Raw genomic sequence first — 19,373 nt, 5'->3', positions numbered from 1 at the left:
CTTTCTTTATTAGGTGCATAAGATTATTTGAACAGTTTAAAGAATTTGCAGATGTTAAAGCTTATGTAAAGTACGAAAATTTAGTTAGTGAAGGGCAAAAAGAGAAATTATTTTATTATTAGTGGTGATTAATTTTTCAAAGTTAAATTCCAAGCCCGTATGTAAATCTTATAGGTTTGGCTAGACAATGTTAAGAAAAATGGTGCTATTGATCTTCGCAACTAGTTTTTTGTTTATCGTGACTGCACCTGTTCTGTTCAGACTCATAGCCAACACCAGAATATCGTGCTTTACGATCAACATGGAGGGGCTTAATATTTCAAACGAATGTGGAAAAAAAGCCCATCTTAAAAAATGCACTCCTAAAATGGATATTGGAGGAACCTAACAAAGGTTGAGCCGATAAAATTCTAAGGAGTGTATTTTTTATGTAACTTAGGAATTATAAAAAACACCTAACTCTTATTTCTGAGCTACAGGATATGGTTGAGGATCAAGATTTGAGAGCGACCACTGCTACATCCTAACTTAGGTATCATCTAACAGCGATATACAAGTACTTTAGTCGTAGTCATCTCTGTTTTATTTCAGTTCAAATGTCATATCAATTAAAAGGAAATAACAGGATAACAGATGGATTTCCCTAAATCACCCCTTCTGATAAGATTATTTCCATCAAATTAAAGTGGAAGTGGTAGAATGGGGCGAATATTGGTTCCACCTGACAAGCTGATACAAGTGGCTGACCAGTTCTTGCAAGGCAAACATGAAATGGAACGGATGCTTAACTTTTTGAGCGGACGAATTGATTTTGTTCAACAAGGTTGGTCTGGAGCTACCCGAGAGAGATTTTTTCAGGAATTTCAGGTTTCTCGTCAATCTATGAGTATGACGCTTGGAAGACTATCAACAATAGCGCAGGAACTCATTTTTATTTCAAAAAGCTTCACACAGGTGGACGGAGAAAAAGTCGTACTGGATGTGCCGGGAAATGGTGTACCTATTAAAATGGCATCCAGCGATGAAGGTTGGCTACATAAAATTTTTGAACAAATTGGACAAGCTGAGATCACTAAGGCTAAAGCCCAGATGGAAGCTAGTAAGCTTCAAGGAGAAATTTTATGGGATGCTGTTCAAGGAGCAAAAGGAGCCATTCAGGAAGATTTAACCTTGGGAATGCTGCCTGATAAAGAACGCAACTATGATCACCCAATGGCAGCTAAGGTAGGTGAAATTCTCGGTCACGTAGCTACGACATTGCAGGGAGCTGGTGAGGTAATCGTTGGAACTGGTGGAGAAGGATTATCAGTTGCTGTTTCAACTACGGGAGTTGGTAGTATAATCGGAATACCTGGATTGATTGGCTCAGCAGCTTTAGCGGCACATGGAGGTACAACCACAGTTAAAAGTGCGAGCGGAATAGGGAAAAGCTCAGCAGAATTGTGGCAGATGGCGAAGGGAGAAGGGAATTATAAGGCCGACATCTTAAAAAATAAAGCCAATGATATACGTAAAAACGTAAATAATAATATATTAGATGAAATGGAATCTAATGGTGGACATTTGCTTCAAAAGCACGTTGGCAAGACAAATGAAGAATTAATAAAACGTGCCTCCCAAGAAGGAGTTCCTTCTACAACGTTTTCTGATAAAAGTATAGCTCTCAAATCTACGCAAGAGAATATCAGAAGAAACGCTGATAAGATTGCAGAATGGATAGAAAACCCTAATTCTAGAGGATATCTCATTACAAAAGCGGATCACGAGTTTTCTATTGGACGAGGCGTAGACGTAAAAAATGGAGGAAACTCATCTTCAAAGCATGTAACAAATGACTTATCGAAGTCCCAACTGTATTTAGTAAAAGATTCCTCTATGCCTACCGGCTTTAGAATTATTACGGGTTATCCTGTCTTTAAATAAAAGAGGAGAATAGTATATGAACCAAGAAGTGAATTATGAAAATTTAAAGTATTTTATAGAGAGTTACTTTAACTGGAGTATGGATTATGCTGATTTAGAGAACTTGATTGAGGAGTTTAAAAGTAGGGAGCTACCTGCTTATGTTGAAGGTCTGACTCAGGAGATTGAAGAAATAAATGAACTAAAGACTTGGGATAGCGTACGAGAATTTGTTTATTTATATGGACAAAGAAATTTGAACATTAAAAAGATCGAGCGCATGATTGAGTTATTACTGACAAAATTACACGAAGATAAATAAAAATGCGACATTTAGCTCACTCCTTAAAAAGGAATGAGCTTTTTGTATAGCTAGCCAATCTGGATAAAATCGGTATCTATGTTCTTGCAAATAAACTGATATCAAAGTTGACCGTTTGTAAGGCGTCATCAGCTTTTGAACAGCCTCGTTTCGGATGAAGAAATGTGGCCTGTTTGCTTGAATGGGCTTTTCCGTATTTCCGGCAGTTGGCCGAATAAAATCCATGCGAATGGCAGGAAACGGGCGATAATCGACACGACGAACCAGGAGCAAAGAAGTGCAAAGAAAAAGCCTCCGGCGTACCACACATGAATAAGCTGCGGTGAACCGATGTGTGGCGAAAACTGCCGATACAGGAGCAGGAAGAACGGATGAATCAGATATACGCCAAAGGACAGGGTGCCCAGACGTTCCAGCTTGCGAATGACAAAGGAATGTTGTCGTCTATACATTAGAAAGGAAACTTGCAGTAATACCAGCGTACTGGACAGGCTGTACATATTGTACATAAGCTCAAAAACCAGCGAATTGTAGGAAGTTCCGTACATTCTGCTTTCGTACCACATATAGACATGCACGTTAGCTGAAATCAACCATAGGACCCAAACTCCGATCCATGACAGCACCCCGGCAAAACTTCGTTCCCCCTTGCGCATCAGGAACCACGTTCGGAGCTGCGGATAGTAGTAACCAAGAGCAGCGCCCAGCAGGTAGCAGGCCATATAAGACAGCGCCCAGCTACCTTTGTTTTGAACCTGAAATAGAAATTTGTTGCCAATTACAAATGACCATTGTACCAGCAGACCCATGACGATAGACCATTGCGGAATATGCCGATGACGCTGGAACATCCACAGCACGAGTGGAAATGCCAGATAGAATTGCATCATGATAAAAATATAGTATAAATGCGTATACGCTTTACCTGTCGCCAGCTTCACAGCAAAGCTTTCCGCAAGCGCGGCTATATTCCACGGTTCGGAGCTGCCAGCCATAAGAGAAAGGACAAAATAAAACAGAGAGAACATAAAGTAAGGCAAGAGAATATACAGCAATCTCTGCTTATAAAAGCGGCTTAGCAGCTGTCGTCTCATCGGACGATCCTTATAGTTGTAGAACAGCACCATGCTGCTTAGCGCGATAAATACAGGTGTACCATACTTCATCAGCACATTGAGCGCATTATATACAACATAAAGGCTGGAATCTGTAAGTTGAACCGTTGCATAGGAAGTGGCGTGAACCATAATAACGGCTAAAATCGCCATGGCTCTGACCAACTGCAATTCGGGGATTTTTTCTTTGTTTGTAGGCTTCATAAGCTTTATTTCCTTTCGGCCGTGAACCGGATCTTATTGAACTTTCTTTATTAAAAGATAAAGTTCTTAACAATCCGAAAGGATAGGGCTTAAGAAACGCTTATCAACTTCTTAACTTTTGTTAAGAAATTAAAAATTCGGTTGTTTACTGTATAACCTTTTGTATACTGATTTGTCCGCGAATGGCTCCGTCGGATGACGGATGGTGTGAACATTGACGTAAGCATTGCCCTCAGGGCCAAACAGTGAATACGCCTCAATTGTTTGGAGAGATCGGATTAAACACACAGGGAGCTGCAGCTTAACGAATAAGCTGCTTTTCTTTTGCATAGAAATTAAATAGGTACAAACCTGTATCTATGTGGCAAAGTTTTTATGTATACGCTTACAATGAGGTTTAAAATGTTCATTTAGTTCAATTTAAATTTTGGAGGAGGAATGAAGATTGATGTGGAAAAAAGGTTTGACAGGTATACTTTTAGCTGCTTTTTTATATGGTGCACCGGGTTTGGGTCTGGCTACACCCGCGTATGCAGCCACAGGCGAGTATAAGTTTGATTTTGGGGGAGGCACGGTCGAAGCGGGCTATACCGGAGTGAGTGCTTCGCTGTCTTACGACAAGGCACGCGGCTATGGCTTCCGTACTCCTGAGAACATGCGCAATGTCAGTGCCTCTGGGGCTGGAGTAGCTAGTGATGCGGTACAGTTTCTGGCTACCGGAACGAAAAGTGAGAACACCTTTGATGTTGATCTTCCTCCCGGACTATATGAGGTGTCGGTTACGTTAGGAAATACCTCCCGTTCGAGTATTGCCGCTGAAGGCGTGTATCAGGTCATTAATATGACAGGGAATGGAGCCAGGGATCGCTTCCAAATTCCAGTGACAGACGGACAGCTAAACCTGCTGGTCACAGAAGGCAAAGAGGGTGCAGCCTTTACACTCAGTGCATTGGAAATCAGGCCATTGTCTGGCGACCCGGTTACCAATCGAACGATTTATATCGGCGGGGATTCTACTGTATGTAACTATTATCCGCTAGATAGCAGTGTGCAGGCCGGGTGGGGACAGCTACTGCCAGAGTTTGTGAACACGAATACATTCCAAATTCGCAACATGGCGTCAGGCGGCCAAATTGCCAGGGGCTTCCATCAGGACGGTCAATTAGAGGCCATTGTCAAGTATATTAAGCCGGGGGATTATTTCATTCTCCAGCTAGGCATTAATGATACCAATCCAAAGCATAATGAAAGCGAAGCGGAGTTTAAGGACTGGATGCGGGATATGATCCGTCAGGTTAAGGCGAAGGGGGCGACAGTCATCCTGTCAACACCGCAAGGCCGAGCTACTGACTTTAATGCTAACAATGTACACAACGCTGAGCATAGATGGTATAGAAGTGCTATTTTGGCGCTGGCTCAAGAGGAACAAACGCCTTTGGTTGATCTGAACGTACTTAGCTCAGCTTATTTCACCTCTATTGGCAAGGAGGCTACGCTCGCCCTGTATATGAACGGTGACACGCTTCATCCGAATTTTGCAGGTGCAAGAGAACTGGCACGTTTGGTGGCGCAGGATTTAAAAAGACAGGGTCTGAACGGATTCTGAGTTTACATTTGGGATAGCGGGGGTGATATAATCATAGAAAAAAGCAATAGTAATGCAGGAGGAATCAGAATATGCAGCCTTTCACTGCCCGTGTGCTTCAAATTATATTGCTGATCCCAGAGGGAAAAGTAATGACTTATGGGCAAATTGCGGCAGAAGCCGGCAGTCCGAGAGGAGCCAGGCAGGTGGTGCGCATTTTGCATTCACTAAGCCAGAAGCATCGGCTTCCCTGGCATAGAGTAGTCAACCGCTTGGGCGAGATTGCTTTGCAGGAGGATGGATCAGCATCGCTGCAGCGTCTGTATTTGGAAGAAGAGGGCATACGTTTTAATGCAGACGGACGTATCCCGCTGGATCAATATCTTTATGATCCGCAGGTTGAGATGGAAGAATAGGCGAGGAACAGCACAGATTGGATCAACACAAAAGAGCCGGGACAAATCAAACTATCGATTTGTCCCGGTTCTTTTTAATCTAGCGGACATTATGCAGGCAGATGGGGATGCCCGTTCATATATAGCCTAAAATTCGCCTGTCGGTTTATCCAATTAGGTGCTGCTGATTCCGTTGGGCAAGATGAAAGGAAATGCTGTTCATCAGCGGTATATCGTTATTTTTTCGCGCTTCCCGGATCAGTTGCATCTTTTGCTGTTCCGATTCACGTAAAAAACGGGTCATCCACAAATCAGACGGTTCGTTCGTAGTTGTCATGCGAGATTCTTTTATCATCTATTAACCCTCCTAGTGAGCGGCTGTTATTCTTTCTCTAGTATATGTCCCAAACCTTAATAGATTCTGTTGTTTTCCTTAAGATTAGCTGAAAATTAGGTAAAGTGCAGGTAAAAACAGACTAAATCTGATATTTCTCATAGACACGAAGAGCGTTGGGGCCGAGTGGCGTCAAATTAAAGGTTACAAAAATGTATTGTTTTTACACCTTGTACCCACATAAACCGGAAAGTACAATAGATTGCGGATAGATGTGGAAATTTATGTCGAATGCAATTGAAATGATCCGAGTTAGGTACGGAAAGGGGAGAAATTCATCTATGAAGCAAAAAGCGGCTGCCACGCTGCTTGTGTTGTCATTATCAGCAGGTCTGGTTTCGACTGTCCAAGCCGACAGCGTGTCGGAAAGTATAGCAAAAAATACAGCAACAAGTACGCCAGGTACTTCATCTGCTGCGGTTACAACCAGTACAGTCTCCACAACGAGTCAGGCTTTGCCCACATTGACGCTTAAGCAGGCAGCGGAATGGGCACAGACCAACAGCTACAACACGCGTTCCGCCGAGCGCGATGTGGAGCGTCGCAGAATTGAGTTTAAGAATGCGGAAAAGGACCTTGGTAATGCCTATGTCGATTTTATAGACGGTGAATATGTTGGCGATGAAGCATCCTGGAGAAATTATAATTCATCGACGTTATCTTATTTAGCCAGCAAAAAGCAGGCCCTGTACGCCAAAGACCAGCTTTATTTTAATGCGATGAAAACCTATCAAAGCGTGTTTGTAGCAGAGAATCAGGTGAAAAATGATCTGGAAGCGCTTGAAATTGCACAGGCGGAGGAAAAGATTGCACTCGCCAAGTTTGCCCGCGGGAAGCTGTCCGAGTATGCGAAAAACGAGAGCGTACAGGCCAGAAGCCAGGCGCAACAGACCGTAGAGCAGAGCAAAACCGCGCTCCAGAAAGCACGGGATGCTCTGAATTTCCTCATGGGACAGCCGAACGGGACAGTCTATGAATTGGTGGATCGTCCTATATACAAGGAACCAAAGAAGCTGAATATTGAAGTACATATACAACAGCTGATGGATATGAATCCGAACTTGTGGAAGCTGGAAGATAACATCAAGACCTCGGAGCTCAATGCAAGATATTTTGATTTTAACAGCGGTGCAGGCGCTTATGATCTGGCCAAGCTGGATGTCGATATCGCCAAGGAGGAGCTGGACAAGGGACAAAAGGATTTTGCCGAATCGCTTCGCAATCTATATGCCACATTCAAGGAAAACCAAAAGAAATACGTACAACTGGAAGAAAGCCTGCGTACGGCCAAAGAGGGATTGGAGCTGTCACGCAAAAAGTGGGCCAGGGGCTTAATTATCGAGCTGGAGCTGAAAAATAACCAGTTGAAGGTGGACCAAATTGAACGGCAAATGGAAGAACTGGCAATTGAGTTGAATCAGAATGAGTACACGTTGAACAAGCCATGGAGCACATAGGGAGGAAACGGCGTTGGCAGAAACGGTTTTAAATGATGCTTTAATCAAGTTACGAAGAAAACGGAGAAAAAAGTGGATCTGGACTGCAATTGTTCTGCTGGTTGTAGGTGGGGGCGGAGCAGCAGTATACATGAATCTGCCCAAGGAGCAGGCTGCACCATTGATTCAGGACGAGACACTTAAGGTGGAGCGCGGGGATGTAAGCGAGAAGCTGGATACGTCCGGCACGGTGCAAGCGTCCAAGGAAGTGAAGCTGAACTTCACGAGCGCAGGTGAAAACAAGCTGGCGGCGGTACACGTGAAGGCCGGGGACAAGGTGAAAAAAGGACAGGTACTGGCGCTTCTGGACAGCTCTGAAATAAAAATGCAGATTCAAAGTGCGTCTGATAATTTGGAAATATCCAAATCCAAGCTGGCTGAATTGGAGAAAGGGCCGAAGGTGGAGGATATTGAAATACAGAAGACGAATGTACTTCGGGCCAAAATGGCTGTCGATACAGCGCAGGAATCATTTGAGCTGGAAGAAGCCGAAAGTCAGAAGAAGACTTCCCAAAAGCAGTTGGAGCAGGCGCGGAAGGCATATGAAGATCAAAAGTTTTTACATGATGCAGGTGCGGTATCGAGCAGTGAATTGGAGCAGGCAGAGCAAACGCTGGATAAAGCACAGACGGACTATGATGGTCTGGATCTACAATTCCGCAAAATGATGTCACAAAAGCGTCGCACCATCGCAGAGGCTGAAATCGGCTACAGTACGGCTATGGCTGAGCTTCGCAAGGCACAGGTTCCGGCTGATGCATCCAATATTCAAGCCTCACGGATTGAGGTTCGAAGACTCGCGACTGAGCTGGAGCAGAAAAAAAATGAGCTTAACAAGCTTCAGGTCACGGCACCGTGGGACGGAGTTATTTTAAAGGTGAACGGGGATGTAGGGACCAGTCCGACAGCTCCATTTATTGTGATGAACAACTCGGATTCCAACAATCTGAAGGTGGTAGTGAAGGTTAGCCAGACCGACATTGTCAAGGCGAAAAAAGGCCTTTCGGCGGTGTTATCCACCAATGCATATCCGGGTGAAACGTTTCCGGGGAAGGTGCAATTCGTCTCACCGGAAGCATCTACCGATGAAGGGATGACGACGTATCTGATGGAGCTGTCCGTTCATGACCCGAAAGGGAAGCTTAAAACAGGCATGATTATGAATGTGGCCGTTATTTTGGGAGTACATAAAAATGTACTGTTTGTACCTGCGACTGCGCTGAGATCTGAAGGGGGGCAGGATGGTGTCTATCTTGCTGCAAATCCAGGGGTGCGCACGTTCAAGCCCGTAGAGCTCGGATTTTATACGCCGGACCAGGTTGAACTGAAATCGGGTGTAAAAGAGGGCGACACGATTGTTATCCCAGCTCCTGAAGCACCGCCAGACCCTTCCAACATGGGCGGCGGCATGCAGGGAGGATTTTAACAGGCTATGAGATACGTCATTCAAATTGAAAAGCTGAAAAAGGTGTATCAGGTCGGAGATCAGGAAATTCATGCCCTGCGTGATGTGCAGCTCGACATTGCTGACGGTGATTTTGTTGCCATTATGGGACCTTCTGGATCAGGAAAATCAACGATGATGAATGTTATCGGATGTCTGGATTTGCCTACATCGGGACAATTTTATTTGGACGGTTATTCGATATTGGATGCCCGTGATGATGAACTGGCCATTATACGTAATCAAAAAATCGGATTTGTATTTCAAAAATTTCATTTGCTCCCGCGAGCAACGGCTTTGGAGAATGTGGAGCTGCCTATGATCTATGCGGGTGTTTCTGCCAAGGAGCGGCGTTTGCGGGCGATGGAGGCGCTCAATAGTGTGGGATTAGGCGATCGGATGAACAACAAGCCGAACGAATTGTCAGGCGGTCAGCAGCAACGGGTATCCATTGCGCGCGCGCTTGTGAACAATCCGGTTATTCTCTTGGCGGACGAACCGACAGGCGCGTTGGACTCCAAAACAAGTGTTGAAATTATGGGGATTTTTCAGCGTCTGAACGACCAGGGGAAGACAGTTGTACTGGTTACTCATGATCAGGAGGTTGCGGAATACGCCAAGCGACTCATTCATTTTCGTGACGGGCGGATTGAAGAGGATCAACCTGTCGAAAAACGAAGAATGGCGGCAGAGGAAGTGAGAGCATGAAATTTCGGGAAATTATCCGGGTATCACTTAACAGTTTGCGAACCAATATGCTGCGTTCCTTGCTAACCATGCTGGGAATTATTATCGGAGTAGCTGCTGTAATCACGATTGTAGCGATTGGAAAAGGCTCTACCGCTACGATTACGTCGCAGATTAACAGTATGGGCAATAATTTGCTTATGATTTATCCTTATGCTCCGTATGATGGTTCGAGCTCTATGTCCTTTAGCCAGACCAAAGGAATCTCGCTTGAGGATGTTGAAGCACTGGAGCAGCAAAAATCGGTGGCGGATGTGGCTCCAAGTGCCATGACCAGTGCGGACATTACGTGGAGTCGCAATAAGGTCAGCGGGCAGATTGAAGCAACCTCCCAGGCTTTTGTTCATGTGAAGAAGCTGTCACTTGCTCAGGGCAGATCGTTTACTCATTATGAAGTGGAAAACCGGTTGAATGTTGTAGTGCTGGGAAGCGATGCAGCCCGGAATATTTTTGGCCCGGATGCATCCAAGGCGGTCGGCGAGACGATCATGATCAAACAGCTTCCTTTCAAGGTGGTAGGGATTCTAGCGAATTCCAACTCCAGTATGAATAATAGCTCGCAACAGGTGTATATACCGATCACGACGGGGATGGAACGGCTGGGGAATATGAGCATCCAACAGGTCAACGCTTCTGCGACAACGGAGGAGAAGATTGACCAGGCGCGTGATGAAATCAAGCAGACATTACGTGCACGGCATGAACTGAAGCCTTCGGAGGGGGATGATTTTCAGATTACGACCCAAACGGAGATTCTTGAAACGGTTTCAGGTGTAGACAAGGTTATGAATATGCTGCTGATTGGTGTGGCCGCGATTGCACTCGGCGTCGGCGGTGTTGGCATTATGAATATTATGCTGGTGTCTGTGACAGAACGGACGAGGGAGATCGGGATTCGCAAGGCGATTGGTGCACAGCGCAGTGATATCATGCTGCAATTTCTGGCTGAGGCCGTTTTTCTCAGTCTGATGGGTGGATTGGTTGGCGTGATGACGGGTCTTGGGGGCGCAAAGCTGCTCGAGAAATTCGTCCAAATGCCGATTGTGTATTCGATGGAGCCAGTGCTGTACTCTTTTCTGTGCTGTATGGGAGTTGGTGTGTTGTTCGGAGTCTATCCGGCGCGGAAGGCGTCCAAGCTGCGTCCGATTGATGCTTTAAGGTACGAATAAGGGAAGCGGATACTCCACCTTGCTCGAAAAGAGTAGGGTGCAAAGTATCCGCTTTTTGGTGTGGAATAAGTGCTTTAAACGATAAAAAAGCATGAATAACCGCCTTAATTTTATATATGTGATGTTTTATATGCTTTTATAGGTTGATTTATAAATATATATGACGTATTATATTCAATATCAGATGACAAGAAAAAAGGAGGGGCGTTCATCATCGACCTTACGGCAAGACAAGTGGAAATTTTAACTATTGTACAAAAGCATGCCCCGATTACCGGTGATCAAATTGCGGAAATGCTTAATCTCAGCAAGGCGACCATTCGGACCGACCTATCCAAGCTGGGCATTCTAAATTACATAGATGCGAAGCCCAAGGTTGGCTATTTTGTCGGAAAGCGTGGCACCCCGAACCGGGAGGAAAAATTCCGGCTCATGCAAATGAAGGTTGGCGATCTTCACGGGGTTCCGGTTATCGTACGTGAAACAACAACGATTCAGGAAGCTGTGGTGGCACTTTTTTTGGAAAATGTGAGCAATTTGATCGTCACCGATGAAGATGGGAATTTGGCGGGTGTAGCTTCCCGCAAGGATTTGCTCAAGGTTACGTTAGGCAATCCGAATGCGGCGACTATTCCTGTCAGTCTCGTAATGACCCGTCAGGCGAATGTTGTCACCGTTTCCCCGGAGGACACCGTTCTGGAGGCAGCGCGCAAAATTATTGCCCGTCAAATCGACAGCCTGCCTGTCGTCGTCCCGTCTGACTCCGACAAACCAGGGGAACACTGGAAGGTCGTGGGACGCATTACGAAAACGAATATTATTAAAATGTTGCTCGATATGGTAGCAGAAGATTAATGGGAGGAATCGAATGGTTCAGGCGAGCAGTCATTTTATAGCGATCTGTTCAGACTCGATTGGTGAGACGGCGGAAGCTGTCGTACAGGCGACCATGCGCCAATTTGAGCTACCGGACACAGAGATCAAAAGATTTATGAATGTAAGGGATGAAGATGAGCTGAGCCGGGTGATGGAGGAGGTCGCCGAGCGGAGAGGTTTTGTGGCTTATACGCTGGTTCAGCCGGAATTGAGAGAGGCGATGAAAGAGGAGGCTGTCCGGCTGAATGTGCGGGCGGTGGATATTATGGGGCCGATGATGCAGGCATTTGCCGACACGTTTCATAATGATCCCAAAGAAAAGCCCGGTCTGCTGCATCGATTGGACGACAACTATTTTCGCCGTGTGGAAGCCTTGGATTTTGCGGTTCAATACGATGATGGTAAAGATGTGAGCGCCATTCTCAAAGCGGATATTGTATTGCTTGGGGTATCCCGTATTTCCAAAACCCCGTTATCGATGTTTCTGGCACATAAAGGTTATAAAACAGTCAACATTCCGATTGTACCGGAGCTGACACCGCCTGCACAGCTGAAGGATGTACAGTCCGGTCGGGTGTTCGGGTTGACGATCCAGCCGGAGCTGCTGTTAAAAATACGCAGTGAGCGACTAAAGGTTATGGGGCTTCCTAACAATGTGCAGTATGCCACATCGGCGCGGGTGGAGGAGGAGATTGCGTATGCGCAGTCTTTGTTCAAGGAACTGAGTTGTCCGGTCATTGATGTCACGGATAAAGCAATTGAAGAGACAGCAGGTCTGATTATCAGAATGCTGTAGTAGCGAAGTAACTTAGAAGTAACTTATATAGAGAAAATGTGAACCACAGGATACAGGAGTGTAATATATAAAAGGCAGTAAAACTGCTCTAAAGATAAGGATCGGCCGTAGGATATAGGAGATTATATAAATAGATAAACAGATAAAACAGCAGCACAGCTGCTCAAAAAAATGATTTGGCGTGGGATAATCATTATATAGGAGAGGTGGAGAGATAGGTATGGAGAGTCAATTGGCATTGGAATTCGTTCGGGTAACAGAGGCGGCAGCATTGCAATCGGCACAATGGACAGGACGGGGAGATAAGAATAGCGCAGACGAGGCGGCTACAGTAGCCATCCGCACCCATTTTAATGCGGTATCGATGGACGGTACGGTCGTTATTGGCGAAGGAGAAATGGATGAGGCTCCCATGCTGTATATCGGGGAAAGAGTAGGCAATCGCAGAGGACCGGCTATAGATATCGCTGTCGACCCGCTGGAGGGAACCGAAACGGTGGCGAACGGTTTGAACAATGCTCTTTCGGTCATTGCTGCTGCACCTCGTGGAAGTTTGCTTCATGCTCCAGATATGTACATGCAAAAAATGGCTGTTGGCCCGGCGTTGGCTGGAAAGCTGTCACTGGACGAACCGATCCCGGCTACATTATCCAAGGCCGCTCGGATACTGGGCAAATCATTACCCGATCTTACAGTGTCCATTCTGGATCGTACACGTCACGCCGGAATCATCAAGCTTCTGCGGGAAAGCGGCGTTCGGATCAAGCTGCTTGGTCATGGAGATGTGATGGGGGCGATTGAAACTTGCCTGGATAGCGGTGTAGATTTGCATATCGGCTCCGGCGGCGCTCCTGAGGGTGTATTGGCCGCGGCAGCACTGAAATGCATGGGTGGAGAAATCCAGGGCCGTCTGCTGCCTCATGGTGAAGAAGAGATTGAGCGTTGCAAACGTATGGGGATTACCGATCCAGGGGCATTGCTGTCCATGGCTGATATGGTTGGACGTCAAGGTGTGATGTTTGTGGCTACTGGCGTGACACCTGGCGAGTGGTTGCAGGGGGTTCGTTCTCTCCCTGGTCACAGGGCGGAAACTCATTCGGTCGTGATGCACTCGGAAACGAAAACGATTCGATTCGTGCGCAGTATTCACCATACATCAGATGCTTCCGGTACGCTCGCTGCAGCGGCATCCTCTTAAGTCTTCACAGCTACATCAAAGTCCAAGTCAAAATAAGCTAAAAAAAAGCAAGTCTCTTACCATATGGAGACTTGCTTTTTGGTGTTTCCGGTTTGTTTGCCGATTGCATAAGGGGCATAACCAAAGATATAAATTTCCTGAAAATCGATACTTTTGAAGGTAGATAAAAACGTTTCTATTAAAGTTTGAAAAGAAATTTCATAGCTTTAGGGGAAAAAAATTCAATCTGAACTAAAATTTTTAGACGGAGAGCCAAAAAAATTTGTGTGTAAATTAGTTCTTTAGAACTATAAAATAGTGTTATTTATTGAAAAATTAAAGTGTTATTAATTTTGATTAATGTGAGCTTGATTAAATTTAACCCCATAAAATAGGATGTCGAAGGCTGTTGCGGAAAAAGGCGGAATTTGTCGGATGATATCAGGGAGAATTTGTTACATTTATGTTAATGGCATGTAAAGGTAAAATTGTTGTAGCACAAGGCTTTTGAAGCTCTTTTGAAAATCATCAAGGTTTTGATTTTACAAAATTCATGAAAATCTGAAAACTCGGTTTGAATCAAATTAACAGATCATGATTAGCAGGCAATTCGTGCAAAAAGTGAAATTGTTGCTTTTAAAGACTTGAAACAAATAGCATAATTTGGATTTTGTTTTATTTTTATGAACTCTATCAATTTAGCTCTTTTGTCCCATGTCAAGCGGTTTTAAAGTTTGTATATTTAAAAACAGCTAGAAAGTGTTGGAAGAAAAAAAGCGATATAAGGATTTACTGTAAAATCCTGAACTGCATAGAGGATGGAGGAATTCACATGACGACCCGGTCACAATCTTGGTTTGCGAAAACCGCAGTTCATCCGGCTGAGAAGCTCCAACTATTTTGCTTCCCTTATGCCGGTGGTGGCGCTTCTATATTTAGTTCCTGGAAGTCCAGACTTGCGCCCGACATTACTGTTTTACCTGTACAGCTTCCGGGGCGTGAAAGCCGTTCAACAGAAGCCCCAATGGACACCATTCAGGACGTCGTGCACTCGCTGCTTCCTGCTATGGCTCCGTACATACATAAGCCGTTTGCTTTTTTTGGACACAGTATGGGAGCGCTGATTGCATTCGAAGCAGCACGGCAGTTGTCTAGCAAAACCGGAAGACTGCCTGTCCATATCATCGTATCCGGTAAATCTGCGCCACATCTTCCGTATTCCAAAAAACAACTCCATGATTTAGCAGATCAGCCTTTCATCGAAGAGCTTCGTTTGATGCAGGGAACACCCGAAGAAGTACTGCAAAATGCAGAGTTAATGCAAATTATTATGCCCCGCCTACGTGCGGATTTTAAGGCGTGCGAAACGTATGTTTATCAGCCGGGGAATCCATTGGCCTGTCCGATGACCATTTTAGGCGGCATGAAGGATTATGAGGTGACCACGGATTCACTTCATGCCTGGCAGCAGCACACCTCATCGCCCATAGATGTGCGAATGTTCGAAGGCAACCACTTTTTCATCCATGAACAAGAGCAACAAGTTATAAGCGCAGTCGTGAATATTTTGTCCGCATCCTCAGCCCTGAACCACGCTGCCGCAGCTCATGCATCATACAGCACCAATACCCTACAACCACGATTTAGACAGAGCTAAATGCCCCACACATCACGATACACCACGATCCACAACATGATTAACATCTCGGCAACCATTCGACAATTAACCCACCACCAGGATACAACTCACAGCATAATTCAAGAACGATTTCATTCCATGTAAATACTCATACATCCAGAGCCAGAGTCTATCTCACCATGTCCATTGCAACTTAAGAAACACGTCTATCGACGTGTTTTCCAAGAAGCCAGACCGCATGTGATCGTAGCTTTTCTTGCGATTTATAGAATCGTTTCGGCTCTGCTGAAAACTTATAAATTCTATAATCTAAAAAAAGTTCACACTGCGAAAGTGTGGGCAACGAAAAAGAGGGATGCCCTTGTTTCGATCAAATTCTGCTTTCCGGAGACTCGCCCGTTATGTAAGACCGTACAATCTATGGGTTTTCATCACGGTAATCGCCTCCTTATCCCTGGCAGCCATAGACATTATTTTGGGTAAGGCCATCGAGCAAATGGCACAGGGGACCTTCTCCTCCACCCGGAACATGATTTATCTGGTAGTTGGTATGACACTCATTGGAATGCCCTGTAAGTTTGTGATGAGGTACGCTTCGGCTCGATTTAGCGTTAGTGCTCTGCGCGACTTGAGAGGCGACCTCGTACATAAGTTTTGCGATTTACCGGTTTCCAGCGTAGAGAGGAAGTTCACCGGAGATTTGGTATCCCGCCTCACGAACAATACGGCGATGTTACAGAACTTTTTTATCCAGCAGTTTGCCAATCTGTTTTATTTACCGCTTGTGTTTACGGCATCATTAACACTGCTCTTAATGACAAGCTGGAAGCTAGTTTTGGCAAGCCTCGCGCTCATGCCTGTAGGGATGATCATAACATCATTGATGAGCAGGCCAATTGAAAAATATTCGGAGCAGCTTCAGGAGAAAATAGCTCATTTGAATGCGGTCGGGCAGGATGCGATCGGTGGAATTCCTATCGTCAAGGCATTCAATATGCAGGCTGTGCTGTTGAAGAAATATATGGTGATTACGGAGGAGGTCGTCAGGCGCGGCCTGGGGCTGGAAAAACGCTATGCATCCATTACTCCGGTAGGTGTGATGATGCTGGCAACACCGATTATTTTGGTCATTGTGTACGGAGGATACCTGATTCAACATGGGGAGCTGAATGCTGGAGGCATTGTCCTGTTTTTATATCTGATTTCGTTCATATTGCAGCCTATTGCCATGCTGCCGACGATCATCTCGCAAATGAAGGAAGCGGGGGGAGCGGCGAAGCATTTGTTTGAGGTACTGGATTGGCCAGATGAACGTCAAGGCGGCGAAATCACCTCAGTCGGTCAGGATCGTGGAGATAAGATCCTTCGTTTGGAAGACGATGCAGATAGGGAAGCCTACCAAGCTAGTCAAGCCAGTGGAAGCGAGACAGATGGAGCAGAAAGCGACGATGACGCTGCTGTGGTCGTGGTCAGCTTTGAGCATTTGACCTTTGGCTACAACGAGGGGAACACGGTGCTCAAGGATATCAGTTTCCAGGTGCGACAAGGGGAAACGGTAGCGATTGTCGGTGCCAGTGGTGGCGGCAAAAGCACAATTTTCAAGCTGCTTTGCGGATTTAATGAACCGGGAGAGCATGCTGGAGCCGTTCAGCTATTTGGAAAGAGTTTGACAGATTGGAATTTAACAAGCCTGCGCCGCCATATTTCGATGGTGTCTCAGGAGCCGTCGCTTTTTCCGGCCACGATTGCAGAAAATATCGGATATGGACGTCTGGAGGCGACCCGGGAAGAAATTGTCGAGGCGGCGAAGGCGGCACATGCGCATAGTTTTATTGTTCAGCTTCCCGAGGGCTATGAAACCCTTTTGAGCGAGCGGGGAGGCGGACTGTCCGGCGGACAAAAGCAGCGTATTTCCATAGCAAGAGCATTGCTGAAAAATGCTCCGCTGCTTCTGCTGGATGAGCCGACTTCAGCGCTCGATAGCCAGTCGGAGGCTCAGGTGCAGATCGCGATGAATGCGGCAATGCACAACCGGACGGTGCTGGTCATTGCTCATCGACTGTCAACCGTGCGTCAGGCGAACCGGATTATTGTACTTGATCAGGGGGGCATTGTGGAATCGGGCACCCATGAGGAATTACTGGGCCGCGACGGTGAGTATCGAAAGCTGTATTTGCAAAATTTCGAAGAAGAACAGCATACGGCGGAAAACGGCCATTCGATGCCGGAGGAAAGGAGCGAGAAGCGTGACCTTCAAGCAGGGGTTTTATGAGTTTAGGCAGCTGATGTCCCTGATGAAGCCGCACCGGAAACGGTATTTTACCGGGCTGATTGGCAATAGCCTGACCAATGCGAGCATCACGATTTTACTTTCCTTTGTGGTGCATTATTTACTGAATTTTGCGGTTAATGGCGATGTACAGGAGCTTTACCGGGCGATTTATTTGGTCAGTGGTACATTTTTGGCATTAAGTCTTATTTCCCCGCTGTGCAGCTACATGTATAAGCGGTGTGTGAAGCTGGCGATTGCCAATGTACGGGTGAGACTATTCGGGCATATTGTCAAGCTATCGTATGAAAAGGCCGAAAAACGCCATTCGGGTGATCTTGTATCCCGCATGACCAACGATGTACAGACGTTGGAGCAGGCTTACACCGTTCATTTTCGCTCAATTATACTGGAAATTTCGCTTTTCTTTGGCTCGTTGGTCATTATGATGGCACTGGATTGGCGATTTGGGGTTATGGCGGTTTTGCTTGGGCTGGCCTCAGCCTGGGTCAATTCTCATTTCGCAAAAAAGATGCGACAGACGAGTGATGAGTTACAGGGACGGATGAGCAGGTTCACGGAACGGTTGAGTGATTTGCTTTCCGGCTTGCAGACGGTGAAGCTGTTCGGCTTGCGGACAAAGGTAGGCGGACTTTGTAACGATGCAAGCGAGGACATAAAACGCATCAGCATCCGGCAGGGACGTCATATGGGCTTGCAGGATATGTGCAATTTTCTAGTTGAATTCATTACGCTGGGCGGTGTGCTTGTCGCCGGATTGATTCTGGTTTCGCAGAAGCAAATGGAGCTGGGAGTCCTGGGACAGATTGTGCAGCTGCAAAGCGGCATTTCCACGGTGTTTTTGGAGCTGGGGGCGGCTGTATCACTGCTGCAAAACTCCTTGGCGGGCTTGGTGCGTATTCGCGAAATTCTGGATGAGTCGCAGGAGCAGGAGCACTTTCCAGCAGCACAACAGAAGGGATTTCGGGCTGGGTTTATCGACCCGGAGGCGGCAGCTTTATCAGCCAGTGATACGGAGGGATTTTATGGTGATGTGGAGACTGTGGATCAAGGTCACACCATTGAACACGTTCCGGCTGCGCTGGAGCTGCACGACATCACCTTTGGCTATCAGCCGGATCGTCCAACGCTGCGAAGGCTGAACCTGATCGTACCGGAAGGGCAGGTAACCGCACTCGTCGGCCCGAGTGGTGGTGGCAAAAGCACAGTTATGAAGCTGTTGCTGGGCTTTTACCCACCGGATAAGGGTATACTGCGGGTCCGTGGTCGTTTGGCAGGAGAATATCGGTTGGATGAGGTCAGGGATTTGATGGCCTATGTCCCGCAGGAGGCTACGCTGTTCCACGGTACAGTAGCGGATAATATCCGCTTTGGCTCACCAGATGCCACGGATGAGGAGGTAGAGGCTGCGGCCAAAACGGCCTATGCCAGCGGCTTCATAGCCGACCTGCCGGAGGGTTACGACACCATAGTCGGTGAACGTGGAGCCAACTTGTCCGGCGGTCAAAGGCAGCGGATCGCGATTGCCCGCGCTTTGCTCAAAAATGCACCGATTTTGCTGCTGGATGAAGCAACCTCGGCGCTGGATGCAGAATCGGAATACGAAGTCCAGCAGGGCTTAAATGAGCTGATGAAGGATCGCACGACATTAGTTATTGCCCATCGTTTGTCTACGATTGAGCGGGCGGATACCATCTGTGTCCTTGCCGAGGGCGAGCTGAAAGAGCAGGGCACTCATGACCAGCTCCTTGCCCGGGGAGGCCATTATGCGGAGCTGTATGAGCTCCAGTTTCGAAAGCATCCTGAGGAACAAACCGCATAA

Annotated in this window: 16 protein-coding genes; 14 read left to right on the top strand and 2 right to left on the bottom strand. The window is 46.4% G+C overall.

What is annotated here, in order from left to right; all coding sequences use genetic code 11:
- Nucleotides 1-699 precede the first annotated feature (699 nt).
- A complete protein-coding gene (locus tag BAZ21_RS14070; RefSeq protein ID WP_068501637.1) occupies nucleotides 700-1,923 on the top strand; it encodes a WXG100 family type VII secretion target in 1,224 nt (407 codons plus the stop codon).
- Between the two features lie 16 nt (nucleotides 1,924-1,939).
- A complete protein-coding gene (locus BAZ21_RS14065) occupies nucleotides 1,940-2,224 on the top strand; it encodes a contact-dependent growth inhibition system immunity protein (RefSeq protein WP_068501634.1) in 285 nt (94 codons plus the stop codon).
- 128 nt (nucleotides 2,225-2,352) lie between these two features.
- On the opposite strand, the gene BAZ21_RS14060 is transcribed toward BAZ21_RS14065, so the two are convergent.
- Complete coding sequence (locus BAZ21_RS14060; protein WP_068501631.1) at nucleotides 2,353-3,543, bottom strand: acyltransferase; 1,191 nt, start codon at nucleotides 3,541-3,543, stop codon at nucleotides 2,353-2,355.
- Nucleotides 3,544-3,988: 445 nt separating this feature from the next.
- On the opposite strand from BAZ21_RS14060, the gene BAZ21_RS14055 reads away from it, so the two are divergent.
- Both BAZ21_RS14055 and BAZ21_RS14050 read left to right on the top strand, forming a co-directional pair.
- Entirely contained in the window at nucleotides 3,989-5,149 is a 1,161-nt protein-coding gene (locus BAZ21_RS14055; RefSeq protein WP_068501627.1) for a rhamnogalacturonan acetylesterase, read from the top strand.
- A gap of 71 nt (nucleotides 5,150-5,220) precedes the next feature.
- Complete coding sequence (locus BAZ21_RS14050; RefSeq protein ID WP_068501623.1) at nucleotides 5,221-5,544, top strand: MGMT family protein; 324 nt, start codon at nucleotides 5,221-5,223, stop codon at nucleotides 5,542-5,544.
- A 145-nt stretch (nucleotides 5,545-5,689) separates the two neighbouring features.
- Here BAZ21_RS14050 and BAZ21_RS14045 read toward each other — a convergent pair whose 3' ends face one another.
- Complete coding sequence (locus BAZ21_RS14045; protein WP_010346071.1) at nucleotides 5,690-5,878, bottom strand: hypothetical protein; 189 nt, start codon at nucleotides 5,876-5,878, stop codon at nucleotides 5,690-5,692.
- A 320-nt stretch (nucleotides 5,879-6,198) separates the two neighbouring features.
- Here BAZ21_RS14045 and BAZ21_RS14040 point away from each other — a divergent pair, with 320 nt between their 5' ends.
- From BAZ21_RS14040 to BAZ21_RS13995, 10 genes are all read left to right on the top strand, one after another.
- Nucleotides 6,199-7,374 (top strand): TolC family protein, encoded by a 1,176-nt coding sequence (locus BAZ21_RS14040; protein ID WP_068501618.1) that lies wholly within the window; start codon nucleotides 6,199-6,201, stop codon nucleotides 7,372-7,374.
- A gap of 13 nt (nucleotides 7,375-7,387) precedes the next feature.
- Nucleotides 7,388-8,839, top strand: a complete 1,452-nt coding sequence (locus BAZ21_RS14035; RefSeq protein ID WP_068501615.1) for an efflux RND transporter periplasmic adaptor subunit — start codon at nucleotides 7,388-7,390, stop codon at nucleotides 8,837-8,839.
- A 6-nt stretch (nucleotides 8,840-8,845) separates the two neighbouring features.
- Nucleotides 8,846-9,565, top strand: a complete 720-nt coding sequence (locus BAZ21_RS14030) for an ABC transporter ATP-binding protein (protein ID WP_068501613.1) — start codon at nucleotides 8,846-8,848, stop codon at nucleotides 9,563-9,565.
- Nucleotides 9,562-10,773 carry an ABC transporter permease gene (locus BAZ21_RS14025; RefSeq protein WP_068501610.1) on the top strand — a complete coding sequence of 404 codons (1,212 nt, stop codon included), beginning with the start codon at nucleotides 9,562-9,564 and terminating at the stop codon, nucleotides 10,771-10,773. Before BAZ21_RS14030 ends, BAZ21_RS14025 begins: the two co-directional genes overlap by 4 nt.
- 234 nt (nucleotides 10,774-11,007) lie before the next feature.
- Nucleotides 11,008-11,628 (top strand): helix-turn-helix transcriptional regulator, encoded by a 621-nt coding sequence (locus BAZ21_RS14020; RefSeq protein ID WP_068501606.1) that lies wholly within the window; start codon nucleotides 11,008-11,010, stop codon nucleotides 11,626-11,628.
- A gap of 13 nt (nucleotides 11,629-11,641) precedes the next feature.
- Nucleotides 11,642-12,445, top strand: coding sequence for a pyruvate, water dikinase regulatory protein (locus BAZ21_RS14015; RefSeq protein ID WP_068501603.1), 804 nt, complete (start codon nucleotides 11,642-11,644; stop codon nucleotides 12,443-12,445).
- Between the two features lie 220 nt (nucleotides 12,446-12,665).
- Nucleotides 12,666-13,643 carry a class II fructose-bisphosphatase gene (glpX, locus tag BAZ21_RS14010; RefSeq protein WP_068501600.1) on the top strand — a complete coding sequence of 326 codons (978 nt, stop codon included), beginning with the start codon at nucleotides 12,666-12,668 and terminating at the stop codon, nucleotides 13,641-13,643.
- Nucleotides 13,644-14,454: 811 nt separating this feature from the next.
- Nucleotides 14,455-15,279: a thioesterase II family protein gene (locus BAZ21_RS14005; protein WP_068501597.1), complete on the top strand. Its 825-nt coding sequence runs from the start codon at nucleotides 14,455-14,457 to the stop codon at nucleotides 15,277-15,279.
- Nucleotides 15,280-15,622: 343 nt separating this feature from the next.
- The gene (locus tag BAZ21_RS14000) at nucleotides 15,623-17,533 is read left to right on the top strand and encodes an ABC transporter ATP-binding protein (RefSeq protein WP_068501594.1); all 1,911 of its coding nucleotides are present in this window, start codon (nucleotides 15,623-15,625) and stop codon (nucleotides 17,531-17,533) included.
- Nucleotides 17,508-19,373 (top strand): ABC transporter ATP-binding protein, encoded by a 1,866-nt coding sequence (locus BAZ21_RS13995; protein ID WP_068501591.1) that lies wholly within the window; start codon nucleotides 17,508-17,510, stop codon nucleotides 19,371-19,373. Before BAZ21_RS14000 ends, BAZ21_RS13995 begins: the two co-directional genes overlap by 26 nt.

The sequence above is a fragment of the Paenibacillus kribbensis genome, assembly GCF_001705305.1.
Classification (GTDB): domain Bacteria; phylum Bacillota; class Bacilli; order Paenibacillales; family Paenibacillaceae; genus Paenibacillus; species Paenibacillus kribbensis_B.
The sequence above is the reverse complement of the archived record's forward strand: the minus strand, read 5'-3'. Positions and strand labels throughout refer to the sequence as shown.